Origin of the sequence: Pseudomonas sp. 5P_5.1_Bac1 (assembly GCF_025466015.1) — a bacterium.
GTDB lineage: Bacteria > Pseudomonadota > Gammaproteobacteria > Pseudomonadales > Pseudomonadaceae > Aquipseudomonas.
Genome location: NZ_JANLNX010000115.1, coordinates 118,020 through 134,470, shown reverse-complemented (window position 1 = coordinate 134,470; position 16,451 = coordinate 118,020). Strand labels below are relative to the sequence as shown.

Here is a 16,451-nt window from a genome sequence, read left to right as displayed (position 1 = left end):
TTTACTACAAAGTTTGTTTTTGAAGTTGCTTGGCTAATTATCGATTGGCATCAATATCGCCTGTTACCTCAATGTCCGGCCCGATGACGGGGCCGGACGGGCAGTGAGGTTCAGACCGGACTGGAACGCCCGGTCATTTCCCTGGCCATTTCGCTGGCATAGCTGTCGGTCATCCCGGCGATGAAGTCGATCATGCGCAGGAACGCCGCGTGCAACGAGGCGTTTGGATCGGGAGCGTTGTTGCCGAGCAGGTCGAGGATGCGTCGATGCTTGAACGACGGCGTGCGTCCGCCATGCTGTTCCAGGGCGGCACCGCAGAAGGAGTTGAGGAGGATTTCCAGGGTCGTGTAGGCGCCGATCTCATGCAGCGTCTTGCGTTTGTCCTGGAAGATTTTCTTGCGCGCGATGTCCTTGGCCTGCAGCACGCAGCGTTTCGCCGGCCCTTCCATGTGTTCGACCAGATCGCCCTCCAGCGTGCCGGCCAGCAACGCCCGCTGCTGCTCGACGAACGCCCGTGCCGCGGCGTTGGTCAGGTGTTCGATGGCCTTGCCGCGGAGGATCGCCAGCTTGCGCCGCCGCGAGTCCTGCGGGCCGAGCTGGCGGTAGGTTTCCGGCAGATCGTCGCCGACCAGGCCGAGGAGCAGCGACTCCACTTCGGCGTAGTCCAGCAGTTCCATCTCCAGGCCGTCTTCCAGGTCTATCAGCGCATAGCAGATGTCATCGGCCGCCTCCATCAGGTACACCAGCGGGTGCCGCGCCCAGCGCTGGTTGTCGAGCAACGGCAGTTCGAGCTTGTGGGCGATCTGTTCGAGCAGCGGCAGTTCGCTCTGGTAGCAGCCGAACTTGTGTTTCTTGTAGCCCAGCGAGTCGGCGTGGCGGGCGGTCCACGGGTATTTCAGGTACGTGCCGAGGGTGGCGTAGGTCAGCCGGGTGCCGCCGTCGAACTGGTGGTATTCGAGCTGGGTGAGCACACGAAAGCCTTGGGCGTTGCCTTCGAAGTTGAGGAAGTCGCCGCGTTCGGCCTCGCTCATCGCATCCAGCCAGCCGCGTCCGGCGGCCTGCTGGAACCAGTGGCGGATGGCGTCTTCGCCAGAGTGCCCGAACGGCGGGTTGCCGATGTCGTGGGCCAGGCAGGCCGATTGCACGACCATGCCCAGGTCGCTCGGCTCGCACCAGTCGGGCAGGGCGTCGCGCAGGGTTTCGCCAACGCGCATGCCCAGCGAGCGACCCACGCAACTCACTTCCAGCGAGTGGGTCAGTCGGGTGTGGATGTGATCGTTGCTAGTGACCGGGTGAACCTGGGTCTTGCGGCCCAGGCGGCGGAAGGCGCCGGAGAAGATGATGCGGTCATGGTCCTTGTGAAAGGGGCTGCGACCCAACTCTTCAGGGCTGTGCAGGGTTTTGCCGAGGCGCTCGCGGGTGAGCAGTGTGTGCCAATCCAAGGCCGGTTCTCCGTATCAGGGGCAGGGGCCTAGCTTCCCGTGTCGGCCGCCGGGCCGCAAGCTCAAAGTCCGGCGGCGTCGAGATCGATCAGCAGCAGGCGGCGTCCACCATCGAAGAATTGCCCGGCAGTCAGGCAGTACTGGTTGGTGGTGGCGTCGCGGTAGGTGCTGGAAAGGATCAGTCGGCGCTCGTCCCAGCCCTCGGCCAGCAGGTGATAGAAGTACGGGCGCCAGGACCAGTTGTGGCCCAGATAGCTGGAATCGACGTGCCAGCCTTGCTGGCGCCATTCCAGGTTCGGCGTCAGTTGGGTGCCGTGGCGGTCACACAGGAAGAAGCGCAGCAGCCAGGGATAGGCCTGAAGGTCCGGCAGCGCTTCGATCGGCGCGTTGGTCAGTGCCCAGTCCTGCAGCCGTGGCATCAGTTCCACCAGTTGCTGGCGCCGCTGCATCAACCGCGCGCGCTCGGCCAGCTTGCCTTGCACGTACTGCTCGCGCAGTTGGGCGAAGCGCCCGGCGAAGGTCTGCGCCGGGAAGAAGCCGGGTTCGGCAGCGGCGAAGAGAAAGCCCTGCAGGTAGCGTGCGCCGCATTCCAGGGCGAAGTTCAGTTCGGCCTCGGTTTCGACGCCCTCGGCGATGATCCAGCAGCCGGTCTTCTCGGCCATCTGGGCCAGCGCCTTGACCACCTCGCTGCTCGGTCCGCCGCGGGCCGCAGCCTGGAACAGGCGCATGTCGAGCTTGAGGATGTCCGGTTGCAGCGACAACACCCGGTCCAGTTGCGAATAGCCGGCGCCAAAATCATCGATAGCAACGCGCGCGCCGGCTTCCCGGTAGTGCCGCACCACCATGGACAGGCGTTCAGGGTCGCCACCCAGCTCGGTGATCTCGAAGACCACCCGTTGCGGGTCGATGCCCTGTTGCTGCAATTGCATCAGGCTCGGCAGCGGCTGACCGGGTTGCAGTTCACTGACCCAGCGCGGCGAGATATTCAGGCTCAGGAACCAGTCTTCCGGTGCCTGGCGAAATTGTTTGAGGGCCTGTTCCCGCAGGGTCCGGTCGAGTTGCAGCAATTCGCTGGAGGGAATGTGCGGGTCACTGAAAAGGGGCCCTACCGAGCGCAGTTGACCATCGCTTCGGCGCAGGCGACCCAGGGCTTCGACGCCAGCGATACGGCCTGTGGCTGTGTCGATGAACGGCTGGAAACAGGCGAGCGGTTGCTCGTCGGACACGGCGGCTCCTTGTTGAGTCAGACGCGGGACGCTTGAAAGCGCGGCGGCGGACCGGAGCCCGCCTTGAGGGCATCGTTCTGCAAGAATGCCGCCAGTTCGCTCAACGCTGGTTGGGCGGTGATTGCATGAACAGGCGAATTAGCGGCAAAAGGCTACTGGTGAGCTTGGTCAGCCGGCCGAGGTTGCCGCTGCGGGCACCTTTGCCCGTGAGAAAGCCCAGCACCACCACCGCGCCAATGCCCCACAGCGGCGCGTGCTTGATGCCCAGTCCGCCTTGCAGGCCGCTTTGCAGGTTGTCGCCCATGCTGCGCAGACGAGTCAGTGGCTTGAGCGCCTGGCCCGCCTCGTGGCGGATTTCCTGGCGGTGCATTTCCATGCGCAGGCGCACCAGCGCCTTGCGCAGTTCGCGTCGATCGGTGGTTTGTGGAAGTTCTGTCAGGCTCATGGCAACAGGCGCTCCCGGTCCTTGGCAAGTTCTTCGAGGGTGCCGCTGAACGGCGAGGATTCGTCGTGCACCGCGGCTTTCAGGCGAATGGCGCAGAACACTGCGGCCAGGCTGTAGAACACGCAGAGGCCGATGATTCCGGCAAGACGGTAGCTGTCCCACAGCAACACCAGCAGCAGGGCCGACAGTGCGGTGAGCAAGAGCAGGGCGAACACCAGTGCCAGCCCGGCAAACAGCAGCAGGCTCAGCGTGCGCGCTTTCTGTTCCTGCAGCTCGATGCCGAACAGCTCAACATGGCCGTGCAGCAGGCCGAGGATGGCGGCGCCGAGGCGCCGCGAAGACGAGCCGGGGGTTTGGTTTTCCATGCCCGTTCCTCAGCGCCGGCTGGCCAGCAGGCCCACCAGGAAACCGACCCCGGCGGCGATGCCGATGGATTGCCATGGATTGCTCTGCACGTAATCTTCGGTGCTGGTCAGTGCTGCCTGACCGCGCACGCGCAGGTTGTCTTCGGTTTGTTGCAGGGTTTCGCGGGCGCGCAGCAGGCTGTCGTGGATCTGTGCGCGAAGCTCGTCGGCCTGGTCGCCGGCGAGGGTGGCGCTGTGTTCCAGAAGCTTCTCGGTGTCACGCACCAGCGCCTGGAAGTCGGCCTTGAGGATGTCCTGGGCGGTCTCTGCGGATTTGCGGGCCATACGATTCTCCATGAGGGGTTTGGCAATTGGAATTTCGAGTGCGCGGTGAGGCGGAAGGTTCACTGCGATGTGGCTGGTACAGCATTTGCTTCGCAGTGGTGCGCTTTGCCGGGCGCCTGCGCCGTTTGCGGGCGTGGGCTGCTCTGGACGGCCGATAAACCATAACCCAATTCAAGACGAACCCAGGAAAAATCACCACGCAGCGGTCTTTCCGGCCACGGATGGGCGCCCAATTGATCCAGGTTGGTGCGCGCTGGAAGGCTTTCGAACCGCTTTGGTGCTTTTTTCATTTTGCAGGTCTGCCGACTTCATGGAAAATTTGCAAAGCGCCGTGGACTCTCTGGTCCAGGGCTCCAATACCCTGTTCATCCTCCTCGGGGCGGTGATGGTGCTGGCCATGCACGCCGGTTTTGCCTTCCTCGAAGTCGGCACGGTGCGGCACAAGAATCAGGTCAACGCGCTGTCGAAGATCCTCAGCGACTTTGCCGTGTCGACCCTGGCCTATTTCTTTATCGGCTACTGGCTGTCCTACGGCACGCACTTCCTGCACCCGGCCGCGACCCTCGGCGCCGAACACGGCTACGGCCTGGTGAAGTTCTTCTTCCTGCTGACCTTCGCCGCGGCGATCCCGGCGATCATTTCCGGCGGGATCGCCGAGCGTGCACGCTTCGCCCCGCAATTGTGCGCAACCTTCCTGATCGTTGCGTTCGTCTACCCGTTCTTCGAAGGCATCGTCTGGAATGGCAACTTCGGGGTGCAGGCATGGCTGCAGGAGCGCTTTGGCGCGGGCTTCCATGACTTCGCCGGCTCCGTGGTGGTGCACGCCATGGGCGGCTGGCTGGCGCTGGCGGCGGTGCTGCTGCTTGGCCCGCGCAACGGACGCTACCGCGACGGCCGGCTGGTGGCGTTTGCACCGTCGAATATTCCGTTCCTGGCGCTGGGGTCGTGGATCCTGATCGTCGGCTGGTTCGGCTTCAACGTGATGAGCGCGCAGACCCTGTCTGCGGTCAGCGGCCTGGTGGCGGTCAACTCATTGATGGCGATGGTGGGCGGCACCGTCGCGGCGCTGCTGGTCGGTCGCAATGACCCGGGCTTCCTGCACAACGGCCCGCTGGCCGGGCTGGTGGCGATCTGCGCGGGCTCCGACCTGATGCATCCGGTGGGCGCGCTCGCCACCGGCGCGATTGCCGGTGGCCTGTTCGTCTGGTGCTTCACCGCGACCCAGAACCGCTGGAAGATCGACGATGTGCTGGGTGTCTGGCCGTTGCACGGCATTTGTGGCGTGTGGGGCGGGATCGCCTGCGGCATCTTCGGTCAGGAACTGCTCGGCGGCCTCGGTGGCGTGAGCCTGGCCAGCCAGTTGATCGGCACCCTGGCCGGTGTGGTCGTGGCGCTGGCCGGCGGTTTTGTCGTGTACGGCAGCATCAAGCGGGTTCATGGCCTGCGCCTGAGCCAGGAGCAGGAGTATTACGGCGCCGACCTGTCGATCCACAAGATCGGCGCCACCAGCCAGGACTGATCGGCCTCAGCGGCCGGTGCGCAAACGTGACTCGCTGGCCTCGATGGCGGCCAGCGGGCCGCACAGCAGCACGGCATCACCGGCGTGCAGGCAGGTCGCGGTATCCACCGCCAGCTCGCTGCCGTTGCGCTGCACCGCGCGCAGTTCGACGCCCAGTTGCTCCAGCCCGAGATCCTCCAGCTTGCGCCCGCAAGCATAGGCGTCGGCGCCGAGATTGACCGCGTGCATCAGCACCTTGGGCTTGCCTTCGGCGTCGACCAGATGGGTTTGCGCGCCGTGGTAGAAACCGTGCAGCAAGCGGTAGCGGTTCTGCCGCACTTCGTCGATGCGCTCGCGGACCCGTGCTTCGGGCACGCCCAGCATGATCAGCGCGTGGGACGCCAGCATCAGGCTCGACTCCAGCAGTTCCGGGACCACCGCGCTGGCGCCCGCGGCGCGCAACTCGTCGCGCAGGCTGTCGTCGCGGGTGCGCACCAGGATCGGGATCTGGCTGTTGAGGTGGCGCGCGGCCTTGAGCACGGTCATCGCCACGTCGGTGTTGTCCACCGCGATCACCAGCAAGCGTGCCCGGTCCAGGCCAATCGCCTCCAGCAATTCGCCCCGGCGCGAGTCGCCGTAGTGCACGCAGTTTTCGCCGGCGGCGGCTTCCTGGACCCGCACCGGGTCATCGTCGAGGGCGATGAAGGCTTGCTGCTCGCGCCGCAGGAAACGGCCAATGGACTGACCGACACGGCCGTAGCCGCAGATCAGCACATGGCCGTCCATTGTGGCGCTCTGCGCTTCGATTTCTTCCAGGTGGACTTCTTCGTTGGGCTTGCGGTGCAGGCGCAGAGCGATGGCGGGCGCGGCGCGCAGCAGCAGCGGCGTGACCAGCATCGAGCAGAAGGTCGCGGCGAGCAGCAGGTGGCCGAGTTCTTCCGGCAACAGGTTGCTCAATTGCATCTGCGCCATCAGCGCGAAGCAGAACTCGCCGCCCTGGGCCAGGGCCAGGCCGCTGCGCCAGGCGGTTTCCGCGTCACTGCCACGCACCCGTACCAGCGCCGCCACCACGCAACCTTTCAACAGCAGCAGACCCAAGGTCAGGCCGAGGATTTCCAGGCCATGGCTGGCGAACAGTTGCAGGTCGATGAGCATGCCGATACTGACGAAGAACAGACCCAGCAGGATGTCGCGGAACGGGCGGATATCCGCTTCGATCTGGTGCCGGTAGTTGCTTTCGCCCAGCAACATGCCAGCGAGGAACGCGCCCAGCGCGGGCGACAGGCCGAGCAGGTGGGTCAACCAGGCGGTAAGCAGGACGATCACCAGCGCCAGCAGGACGAACAGCTCCGCCGAGTGCGAGCTGGCCACCTCGTGGAACAGCCGCGGCAACAGCCAGCGGCTGGCCAGCAGCAGACCGACGAACAGCACCACGGTCTTGCCCAGGGTCAGCGGCAGCGCCCAGTACCAGGCCTGGCCGCTTTCGCCGGCGAACACCGGCACCAGGGTCAGCAGCAGGACCGCCACCACATCCTGGAACAGCAATACGCCGATCGCGTTCTGGCCGTGGCTGCTGAAGATTTCGCCGAGGCTGGTCAGCTCCTTGCTGACGATCGCCGTCGATGACAGCGCCAGCCCGCCACCGAGCAGCAGTGCGGCGGTGCTGCTCATGCCGAGCAGCGACAACACACCGGCCAGGAGCAGGCCGGTGCAGACGACCTGCAGGCTGCCGAGGCCGAACACCACCCGGCGCAGGGCGAGCATTTTCGACAGGGAGAACTCCAGGCCCAGGGAAAACAGCAGGAACACCACGCCCATTTCCGCCAGGTCGGGCAGCTCTTCACTTTCGTTGACCCAGTCCAGCGCCGTCGGACCGACGAATAGTCCGACACACAGGTAGCCCAGCACAGGCGGCAATTGCAGGCGCCTGAACACGGCAATGACGACCAGTGACGACGCCAGGATGATCAGCAGGTTTGCAAACACACCACATACTCCATGTAAAAAAACGGCAAAAAAACGACCAGAATACAGTCCTCCACGGGATTGCGAATTGATCCAGGTCAATCCGGGGTGTAGTCGTCCTGTGTGTCTCGACGGCGTTTTTTCGTGGCCCTAGAATGACGCCATCGTCCATTTTGTATCGGTATTTTTCATGCTTCCTGAATGCCAATTGTTCGGCACCCTGGGTTGTCACCTGTGCGAAGTCGCCGAAGCCTTGCTCATGCCGTTCGTCGAGCATGGGTTGCTGGTCGAGTTGGTCGACATCGGCGACGACGCCCTCCAGGTGGAGCGCTACGGGTTGCTGATTCCGGTCCTGCGCCGCTGCGACAGCGGCGCCGAGCTGAACTGGCCGTTCGATGCGGACCAGGTGGTGGCTTTCCTGCGCTGAGCCGGTGATTAACATCTCGATGCACATGTGCGGGTGCATCCTTGGGGTGCGGGTTGGAGAATCCGCTGGCGCGGGTCTGTGGCCTGCGCCAATTCCCCAGCCAAAGGAGTGGCTCCGATGTTTCTCACCCCGCATTTCACCCTTGCCGAAATGACCGCCTCGCAAGTCGCCAGCCGCGAAGGCATCGATAACGTTCCTGATAGCCGGGCCATCGCCAACCTTGTAGAGACATGCCGCAGCCTCGAAACGGTGCGCAGCCTGGTTTCGCGACCGATCCTGGTCAGTAGCGGCTACCGCAGCGAAGTGCTCAACCGCCGCATCGGCGGTTCCCGTTCCAGTGCGCATATCAACGGACTGGCCGCCGATATCATCGCCGTCTCCCTGACCCCGCGCGACCTTGCGCAGCGAATCATGGACAGCGCTTTGTCGTTCGATCAATTGATCTTCGAGTTCGACGGCTGGGTTCATCTGGGCTTCGCCGAAGGCCGCCAGCGCCGCGAGGTGCTGACCATCCGCAAGGGCACCGGTTATCTGCCGGGCCTGCAATGAACCCCGGGCGTTGATTGACGCCCATGCCGCCGGCCTCCTATCCTGTATATAAATACAGTATTGGGGCCGGCTCTTTCGCGCCCGGAGAACAGCGATGGTCAACGTCGAACAACTGAAATACAGCGTCAACCACATGTCCGTCGAGCGTGTGAGTGAAGCCGTGCTGGACCTGCGCATCGACGGGCTGGTCACCGACGACCGTACGCCGTTCGGCAAGGTGCACTTCAATACCTGCTTTGCCGAGGTCGAGGCGTTGTTCCAGCGCGCCGGCTTCCACCGGCCGCTGGACGTGGTCGGCTATCAGGGCCTGGCCTACGCCCTGTACGACGCCAGCCGCTGGGAGGCGGTCGATGTGCTGCGCTGGTTGAAGACCGCGTGCGACCAGGCGGCGGTCGAGGCTGGCTGAGGTGGCGGTCATTCGCGATAATGGCCGGCCATCAGGTCGTGAGTGTTTCCATGAGTGCTTCCTTCAACCCGGCCCAGCATCAGGCCAGTACGGTTTGCCTGCCGCCGGGCAACTGGGTCAGCGTGCTGGATTGCCTGTGCGATCACTTCAAGACGATCAGCCGGGAGCAGTGGCTCGATCGCATCGCCCGGGGGCGGGTACTGGATGCCCAGGGTCAGCCAATCGGCGTCGATCATCCTTATCGTCCGGGTTTGCGCATTCACTATTTTCGTGAAGTCCCCAACGAGAAGCCGATTCCGGTGCTGGAGCACATTCTCCATGTCGACGAGCATCTGGTGGTGGCTGACAAGCCGCATTTCCTGCCGGTGACGCCGTCCGGCGAGTATGTCGAGCAGACTCTGCTGCGACGCCTGATCCGTCGCCTCGACAACCCTCATCTGGTGCCGCTGCACCGCATCGACCGGCACACCGCCGGGCTGGTGCTGTTTTCCGCCAACCCGGACAGCCGCTCGGCGTACCAGCAACTGTTCCCCACCCGGCGCATCGACAAGCAGTACCAGGCCATCGCCCCGGCCTTACCGGACCTGAATTTCCCCTTGGTGCACAAAAGCCGCATGGCCAGCGGCGAGCCATTTTTCCGCATGCAGGAAGTGCCCGGCACGAGCAACAGCGAGACCGTGGCCGAGGTGCTGGAGAAAAATGGCGAGCTTTGGCGCTATGGCTTGTCGCCGGTCACTGGCAAGACCCATCAGTTGCGGGTGCATATGGCGGCGCTCGGTGCGCCGCTCTGCAACGACCCGTTCTACCCCGATGTGCTACAGGGTGAGGACGATTACGCCAGACCGTTGAAGCTGCTGGCGCGGAGCCTGCGCTTCGAGGATCCGTTGACGGGCGAGGCGCGGTACTTCGAGAGCCGCTTGTCGCTGGATTGGTAGGCCCCTGACACCCGTCAGTACTGAGGCCCCTGAAAGTATCTGCTTGGGGTCTCACCAAGGGCGCTTTTGAACACTGTCGCAAAGGCGCTTGGGCTGCTGTATCCAAGATCCATGGCAACGCGCGTAACAGGTTCGCCATTCCCCAATCGAACGACGGCCGCCAACAAACACGCCTGTTGACGCCACTCAATGTAGCTAATCCCTGTATAGGTTCGGAACTGACGGGTGAATGTCCGGCGACTCATTCCAGCACGCTCTGCCATGTCGTCGATTCCGATTTCCAGGGAAGGCGCAGCAAGGAAGCCGTTACATGCCAGTGCAAGGCGCGGTTCGCCGGGAATGGGCGCATTGAGCGACAGCGCAGGCATATTGGCAATTTCATAGAGGAGCAGTCCCATCAAGTGTGCATCGCGCCCTTTTGATGAGTGATGGGCGGGAACATCAACAGCCTTCTCTAGCAGTTGCTGTACCAATGTCGAGACGCCAAAGACCTGGCAATGCTCGGGAAGTCCGACGCTTTGTGCCGCGTGCGGGCGAATGTAAGTGTTAAGCATGGTCACGGGACCACGCATCTGCATGGCATGGCTCAATCCAGCGGGCACCCAGATAGCTCGTAGCGGCGGGACGGCCCAGTTGCCTGCCTCGGTTTCGACGGTGATGACGCCGCAAGCGGCGTAGGCGAACTGGCCCCTCCGATGGCTATGCATCGGGAACAGTTCGCCATCGGCATAGTCTTGCCTTGTCACAACCACATCACCGGGCGTGTCTTCGTAGGGATTGACCATAACTTTCATCATGGCCTGATTTTATCTTTGCATGACCTGAAATTGAAAGTGGGCCAATCGTTGGCGCGGCATAGTTCCCTACGTTTCCAGGCTACTTCCTGCCAGGACTAGAAAAGACCGCCGACCATGCAGAGAAAACATTTGCTCCTTGCTGTCCTTGTGACAGCTGTGTGGGGATTCAACTTCCCGATCACCAAGCTGGGATTGGCCCACATTGATCCGTTGCTCTTGACCGCCATTCGATTCGCGCTTGCCGCATTCCCCTGGGTATTTTTCGTGAAGCGTCCAAACGTCGCCATGCAGTGGTTGGTGGCCTATGGCTTGATTTTTGGTGTTGCCATGTGGGCGTTGATCAATCTCGGAATTGCCATGGGGGTGCCGCCCGGCAGTGCGTCGTTGTTGATTCAGTTCAGTGCGTTCTTCACGTTGGGGTGGGGCGTACTGTTGTTCCGCGAGAGTCTTAGTTGGCCTCAACTTATCGGTATCGGGCTGGCTGCAACAGGGCTGGTCGGCATTCTGCTGGGCAGCCCTGGAAAAGCCACGTCTACAGGTTTCCTGTTGGTCATGATCAGCGCCGTGGCATGGAGTATCGGCAACATCATCATCAAGATTTCCAAGGTGAAGGAGATATTCGCCTTTGTCGTGTGGGCGAGCCTCTTTCCTCCGATACCGCTTCTGCTGCTGACGTGGTGGCTACAGGGGGCTGCACCCTTTGATGATCTCGCATCAGCGATGGATTCAAGCGCACTCTTTTCACTGGCATTTCAGGTGTATGCCGCGACGCACTTTTGCTATTGGGGGTGGAATTTCCTTCTGCGTGAATATGCGGTCTCGAAGGTGGCGCCCCTGTCACTTTTGATTCCGGTATTCGGAATTGTCAGCTCGATCTTTATCGTTCATCAGGTTCCGAGCGGATGGGACTGGATATCCATCGCGCTGATCTTGTCTGCACTTGCTATTGGCATGAAGAAAGGGCGAGTGGCATTGGGGCGAGAAGTTCGGCGAAAGGCCGGGCTGGAGTCATCGTGAAATGAAAAAGGCCCGGGAAATCGCTTTCCCGGGCCTTTTCGTTTCACCGTTTCGCGCTTAGCGGTTGAAGCGTTCCACCAGCGAGTACTGGGTGGTGGCGGTGAGGGTCAGTTCTTCGCTGAGCTGGGCCGAATGCTGGGCCTGCTCGGAAGTCTGGTCGGCCAGCGCCGCGATGGTGCTGATGTTGCGGCTGATTTCCTCGGCCACCGACGTCTGTTGCTCGGTGGCAGCGGCGATCTGGGTGGTCATGTCGGTGATATTGGCCACCGCCTCGCTGATGCCCACCAGCGCCTGGTCCGCTTCCATGACCCGGGCCACGCCTTCTTCGGCCTGACGGTGCCCGGCTTCCATGGTTTGCACGGCGTTGGACGCGGTCTGCTGCAGCTTGGCGATCAGGCTGTGGATCTGCCCGGTGGATTCGCTGGTGCGCTGTGCCAGTTGGCGGACTTCGTCGGCTACCACGGCGAAGCCACGGCCCATTTCACCGGCGCGGGCGGCTTCGATGGCGGCGTTCAGTGCCAGCAGGTTGGTCTGGTCGGCGATGCCCTTGATGACATCCACTACGCCGCCGATTTCATCGCTGTCGCGGGCCAGTTGGGTGACGGTCTGGCCGGTCTCGCCCACGGCAGTGGACAGGCGCTGGATGGCGTCGCGGGTTTCCCCGGCTATGCTGCGGCCACGGTCGGTCAGGCGGTTGGCGGCCTGGGTCGCGTCGGCGGTGCGCTGTACGTGGTTGGCCACTTCCTGGGTGGTGGCGGCCATTTCGTTGACGGCGGCGGCGACCTGTTCGGTCTCGACGCGCTGGCGCTCCAGGCCTGACGAGCTGTTGTGGGCCAGGGCATCGGACTGCCGGGCTTGCTCGTTGAGGTGTTCGGCGGTGTCCTGCAGGCGGGTCAGGCAGGTCTTCAGGCGTGCGTCCTGGCTGAGCATGGCCATTTCCAGGCGAGCCTGGACGCCGCGGCTGTCAGTGAACATCTGCGCGATCAGCGGGTCGGACGTGGTCTGTTCGGCCAGGCGCAGCAGGCGCTTGAGGCCGCGTTGTTGCCAGCTCAGGCCCAGCAGGCCGAGCGGCACCGAGAGTGCGGCGGCGAGGGCGAAGCCCCACGAGTGACCCAACCAGATGCCGATCAGGAAGCCGATCTGGCTGACCATGATGAACGGCAGCCAGTCCTGCAGCACCGGCAGCCACTTGTCGCGGCGCGGGATGGCCGACTTGCCATCGTTGATGCGCTTGTACAGCGCCTCGGCGCGGCGGACCTGCTCGGCGGTCGGTTTTACCCGCACCGACTCGTAACCGACGATCTGGTTGTTGTCGTAGATCGGCGTGACGTAGGCGTTGACCCAATAGTGATCACCGCTCTTGCAGCGGTTCTTGACGATGCCCATCCAGGGCAGGCCTTGCTTGAGGGTGGTCCACATGTGGGCAAATACCGCAGGCGGCACGTCCGGGTGGCGAACCAGGTTGTGTGGCGCACGCATCAGTTCGTCCCGGGAGAAACCACTGATCTCGATGAAAGCTTCGTTGCAGTACGTAATGACACCCTTGGCATCGGTAGTCGAAATCAACCGTTGTTGGGCAGGGAAAGTCCGTTCGCGCTGGGTAATCGGCTGGTTGTTACGCATAAGCTGTTCAATCCGCAAGGCTTTCGCGTGGTATCGGCTAACGCGCGAAATTATTGAATGAATATTTGGGTTTTATTGATCCCGCTCAATATTCTCTTGAGGCGGGTGAGCTAAGTGAAGTCGTCACGTTCAAGTAATTTGCGCGCATTCTTTCACATTTTCGCAACATAAGTCAGTGAGTGACCGATGGTTCATAGTGGTGCGTGTCGCGGATGGGTGAAAAATACGAAGTGCAGCAGGCGCCAGTCAGGAAGCCGGGTAATGGCGACCAGGCGCTAGCCGACAGGTTTTCAGCGCCCTCAAGATCGAGCGCCGCCCGCGCGGCGCATCGCGGATGAATCCGCTCCTACATTTGCTGCAACGTACCTATACCTGTCAGGCCATGGTTGACCGCCTTGGTGGTACGACACGGTATCGAGTCGACCTCAACAGCCGCCCCGCGATTCATCGTCGAAAGCCAAAGGCGGGCAACACCTCTCTGACAGGTCATGGCACGTTGCAAAAAATGTAGGAGCGGATTCATCCGCGATGCGCCGCGCGGGCGGCGCTCGATCTAGAGAGCGCTAAACAACTTCCGGCATGCACTTGGTAGCCATCACTCGCTCCTCTCAATGTGCAATCAATTGCCGCAACACGTAATGCAGAATGCCGCCCGCCTTGAAGTACTCCACTTCATTCAAAGTATCGATGCGACAAAGCACGGCAATGGTTTCCTCGCTCCCGTCCTCGCGGCTGATACGCAGGTGCAGGCTCATCCGTGGTTCGATGCGCGCCCCGGTAAGGCCGAGGATGTCGATCTGCTCGCGTCCGCTGAGCTTGAGCAGCTTGCGGTCCTGTCCGGCGCTGAACTGCAGCGGCAGCACGCCCATGCCCACCAGATTGGAGCGGTGGATCCGTTCGAAGCTTTCCGCCAGCACCGCCTTGACCCCGAGCAGATTGGTGCCTTTGGCCGCCCAGTCACGGCTCGACCCGGTGCCGTATTCCTGCCCGGCGATCACCACCAGCGGGGTGCCTTCGTCGCGGTATCGCATGGCCGCATCGTAGATCGCCAGTTTTTCGCCGCTGGGGATGTGCAGGGTGTTGCCGCCTTCCTCGCCGCCGAGCATTTCGTTACGGATACGGATATTGGCGAAGGTGCCGCGCATCATCACTTCATGGTTGCCGCGCCGCGAGCCGTAGGAGTTGAAGTCGCGTGGCTCCACGCCTTTGTCCCGCAGGTAGCGCCCGGCCGGGCTGTCGGCCTTGATATTGCCGGCGGGCGAGATGTGGTCGGTGGTCACCGAGTCCCCGAGCAGGGCCAGAATCCGCGCGCCGTGGACATCCTCGATCGCCGGCGGCGGGCCGGAAATCCCTTCGAAGAAGGGCGGATGCTGGATGTAGGTGGAATCGTCCTGCCAGACGTAGGTCGCGGCCTGCGGCACTTCGATGGCTTGCCATTGCTCGTCGCCGGCGAAGACCTCGGCGTATTCCTTGTGGAACATCGCCGTGTCCACTTGCGCAACCGCGGCGGCGATTTCCTGCTGGCTCGGCCAGATGTCCCGCAGGTACACCGGCTGGCCGCTGGCGTCGTTGCCCAGCGGATCGCGGCTCAGGTCGACGCGCACGCTGCCGGCCAGGGCGTAGGCCACCACCAGCGGCGGCGAGGCCAGCCAGTTGGTCTTGACCAGCGGATGGACCCGGCCTTCGAAGTTGCGGTTGCCCGACAGTACCGACGCCACCACCAGATCGGCCTTGGCGATGGCGGCCTCGATCGGGTCGGCCAGCGGCCCGGAGTTGCCGATGCAGGTGGTGCAGCCGTAGCCCACCAGGTCGAAGCCCAGTTCGTCCAGGTAGCGGGTCAGGCCGGCGGCGTTGTAGTAGTCGGTCACCACTTTGGAGCCGGGGGCCAGCGAACTCTTGACCCAGGGCTTGCGTTGCAGGCCCTTTTCCACGGCTTTTTTCGCCAGCAGGCCGGCCGCCATCATCACGCTGGGGTTGGAGGTGTTGGTGCAGGAGGTGATCGCGGCGATCACCACGGCGCCGTCTTTCAAGGTGTGTTCCTGGCCGTCGAGGCTGAAGCGGGTTTCTCCGGGTTGGTCGCCGTTGACGCCGCTATTGGTGCGCCGCACGTTCAAACCGAGGAAATCATCGAAGGCCTGGCTGACGCCGGGCAGGGAGACCCGGTCCTGCGGCCGTTTCGGCCCGGCCAGGCTGGCCTGGACCTCGAGCATGTCGAGCGCCAGGGTGTCGCTGAACAGCGGCTCCTGGCCGGGCACGCGCCACAGGCCCTGGGCCTTGCAATAGGCTTCGACCAGTTCCACGGTTTCCGCCGGCCGACCCGACAGGCGCAGGTAATCCAGGGTGACATCGTCCACCGGGAAGAACCCGCAGGTCGCGCCGTATTCCGGGGCCATATTGGCCAGGGTGGCGCGGTCGGCCAGCGGCAGGTCGGCGAGGCCGTCGCCGTAGAACTCGACGAATTTGCCCACCACGCCTTTCTTGCGCAGCATTTGCGTGACCGTCAGCACCAGGTCGGTGGCGGTGATGCCTTCGCGCAACTTGCCGGTGAGTTTGAAGCCGATCACCTCGGGAATCAGCATCGACACCGGCTGGCCGAGCATCGCCGCCTCGGCCTCGATACCGCCCACGCCCCAGCCGAGTACGCCGAGGCCGTTGATCATGGTGGTGTGAGAGTCGGTGCCGACCAGGGTGTCGGGGAAGGCGTAGGTGCGACCGTCTTCTTCGCGGGTCCAGACGGTGCGGCCGAGGTATTCCAGGTTGACCTGGTGGCAGATGCCGGTGCCGGGCGGCACCACGCGGAAGTTGTCGAACGCGTTCTGGCCCCAGCGCAGGAAGGCATAGCGTTCGCCGTTGCGCTGCATTTCGATATCGACGTTCTGCGCGAAGGCGCTTGGGGTCGCGTAGCGGTCCACCATCACCGAGTGGTCGATCACCAGATCCACTGGCGACAGTGGGTTGATCCGCTGCGGATCGCCGCCGGCCTGGGCCATGGCTGCGCGCATGGCGGCCAGGTCGACCACCGCCGGCACGCCGGTGAAGTCTTGCATCAGCACCCGCGCCGGGCGGTACTGGATTTCGCGGTCCGAGCGGCGCTCGCGCTGCCAGTCGGCGAGGGCGGTAAGGTCGGCGCCGGTGACGGTCTTGCCGTCTTCCCAGCGCAGCAGGTTTTCCAGCAGCACCTTCAGCGACATCGGCAGGCGCTGCAGGTCGCCCAACTGGCGGGCGGCCTCGGTCAGGCTGTAGTAGTGATAAGGGCGGCCATTCACCGCCAGGGTCTTGAGGGTTTTCAGGCTGTCGAGCGAGGGCATTGACCAACTCCTTCTGAGTCGGTGAGCGGCCTTGCTGTCGCCGCTTCACCGGCTCTGTGACGATCCGCACGGCACGGACCTGGCTGAACAGTCAGGTTAGTCCTGTTTCATCGACCTGACCCTT

Annotated in this window: 15 protein-coding genes; 6 read left to right on the top strand and 9 right to left on the bottom strand. The window is 63.2% G+C overall.

All coding sequences use genetic code 11. The features are described 5' to 3' along the window. Positions 1 to 110: 110 nt before the first annotated feature. From NTD82_RS27025 to NTD82_RS27005, 5 genes are all read right to left on the bottom strand, one after another. Positions 111 to 1,442, bottom strand: a complete 1,332-nt coding sequence (locus NTD82_RS27025) for a deoxyguanosinetriphosphate triphosphohydrolase (RefSeq protein WP_095158013.1) — start codon at positions 1,440 to 1,442, stop codon at positions 111 to 113. 62 nt (positions 1,443 to 1,504) lie between these two features. Further along, a complete protein-coding gene (locus tag NTD82_RS27020; protein ID WP_095158011.1) occupies positions 1,505 to 2,668 on the bottom strand; it encodes an EAL domain-containing protein in 1,164 nt (387 codons plus the stop codon). Positions 2,669 to 2,768: 100 nt separating this feature from the next. Further along, the gene (locus NTD82_RS27015; protein WP_095158009.1) at positions 2,769 to 3,113 is read right to left on the bottom strand and encodes a hypothetical protein; all 345 of its coding nucleotides are present in this window, start codon (positions 3,111 to 3,113) and stop codon (positions 2,769 to 2,771) included. After that, positions 3,110 to 3,478 (bottom strand): phage holin family protein, encoded by a 369-nt coding sequence (locus NTD82_RS27010; RefSeq protein WP_095158007.1) that lies wholly within the window; start codon positions 3,476 to 3,478, stop codon positions 3,110 to 3,112. The genes NTD82_RS27015 and NTD82_RS27010 overlap by 4 nt, the downstream gene beginning before the upstream one ends. Before the next feature lie 9 nt (positions 3,479 to 3,487). Next, the gene (locus tag NTD82_RS27005; RefSeq protein WP_262130932.1) at positions 3,488 to 3,802 is read right to left on the bottom strand and encodes a YqjD family protein; all 315 of its coding nucleotides are present in this window, start codon (positions 3,800 to 3,802) and stop codon (positions 3,488 to 3,490) included. A 310-nt stretch (positions 3,803 to 4,112) separates the two neighbouring features. Here NTD82_RS27005 and NTD82_RS27000 point away from each other — a divergent pair, with 310 nt between their 5' ends. After that, positions 4,113 to 5,321 (top strand): ammonium transporter, encoded by a 1,209-nt coding sequence (locus tag NTD82_RS27000; protein WP_095158037.1) that lies wholly within the window; start codon positions 4,113 to 4,115, stop codon positions 5,319 to 5,321. 6 nt (positions 5,322 to 5,327) lie between these two features. On the opposite strand, the gene NTD82_RS26995 is transcribed toward NTD82_RS27000, so the two are convergent. Further along, positions 5,328 to 7,286, bottom strand: coding sequence for a monovalent cation:proton antiporter family protein (locus tag NTD82_RS26995; RefSeq protein WP_262130931.1), 1,959 nt, complete (start codon positions 7,284 to 7,286; stop codon positions 5,328 to 5,330). A 169-nt stretch (positions 7,287 to 7,455) separates the two neighbouring features. On the opposite strand from NTD82_RS26995, the gene NTD82_RS26990 reads away from it, so the two are divergent. The 4 genes from NTD82_RS26990 (at position 7,456) to NTD82_RS26975 (ending at position 9,582) form a co-directional block, all read left to right on the top strand. Continuing rightward, a complete protein-coding gene (locus NTD82_RS26990) occupies positions 7,456 to 7,692 on the top strand; it encodes a glutaredoxin family protein (RefSeq protein ID WP_095158001.1) in 237 nt (78 codons plus the stop codon). Positions 7,693 to 7,809: 117 nt separating this feature from the next. Further along, positions 7,810 to 8,241, top strand: a complete 432-nt coding sequence (locus NTD82_RS26985) for a D-Ala-D-Ala carboxypeptidase family metallohydrolase (RefSeq protein WP_095157999.1) — start codon at positions 7,810 to 7,812, stop codon at positions 8,239 to 8,241. A 94-nt stretch (positions 8,242 to 8,335) separates the two neighbouring features. Continuing rightward, positions 8,336 to 8,647, top strand: a complete 312-nt coding sequence (locus tag NTD82_RS26980) for a transcriptional regulator (RefSeq protein WP_095157997.1) — start codon at positions 8,336 to 8,338, stop codon at positions 8,645 to 8,647. Between the two features lie 50 nt (positions 8,648 to 8,697). Further along, positions 8,698 to 9,582 carry a pseudouridine synthase gene (locus NTD82_RS26975; RefSeq protein ID WP_262130930.1) on the top strand — a complete coding sequence of 295 codons (885 nt, stop codon included), beginning with the start codon at positions 8,698 to 8,700 and terminating at the stop codon, positions 9,580 to 9,582. 14 nt (positions 9,583 to 9,596) lie between these two features. Here the strand turns inward: NTD82_RS26975 and NTD82_RS26970 are convergent, their stop codons facing one another. Next, positions 9,597 to 10,379 (bottom strand): AraC family transcriptional regulator, encoded by a 783-nt coding sequence (locus NTD82_RS26970; RefSeq protein WP_262130929.1) that lies wholly within the window; start codon positions 10,377 to 10,379, stop codon positions 9,597 to 9,599. 114 nt (positions 10,380 to 10,493) lie between these two features. On the opposite strand from NTD82_RS26970, the gene NTD82_RS26965 reads away from it, so the two are divergent. After that, positions 10,494 to 11,396: an EamA family transporter gene (locus NTD82_RS26965; protein WP_262130928.1), complete on the top strand. Its 903-nt coding sequence runs from the start codon at positions 10,494 to 10,496 to the stop codon at positions 11,394 to 11,396. 57 nt (positions 11,397 to 11,453) lie between these two features. Here NTD82_RS26965 and NTD82_RS26960 read toward each other — a convergent pair whose 3' ends face one another. Then, positions 11,454 to 13,019 (bottom strand): methyl-accepting chemotaxis protein, encoded by a 1,566-nt coding sequence (locus NTD82_RS26960; RefSeq protein WP_262130927.1) that lies wholly within the window; start codon positions 13,017 to 13,019, stop codon positions 11,454 to 11,456. 608 nt (positions 13,020 to 13,627) lie between these two features. Continuing rightward, positions 13,628 to 16,327: an aconitate hydratase AcnA gene (gene acnA, locus NTD82_RS26955; RefSeq protein ID WP_262130926.1), complete on the bottom strand. Its 2,700-nt coding sequence runs from the start codon at positions 16,325 to 16,327 to the stop codon at positions 13,628 to 13,630. Positions 16,328 to 16,451 lie beyond the last annotated feature (124 nt).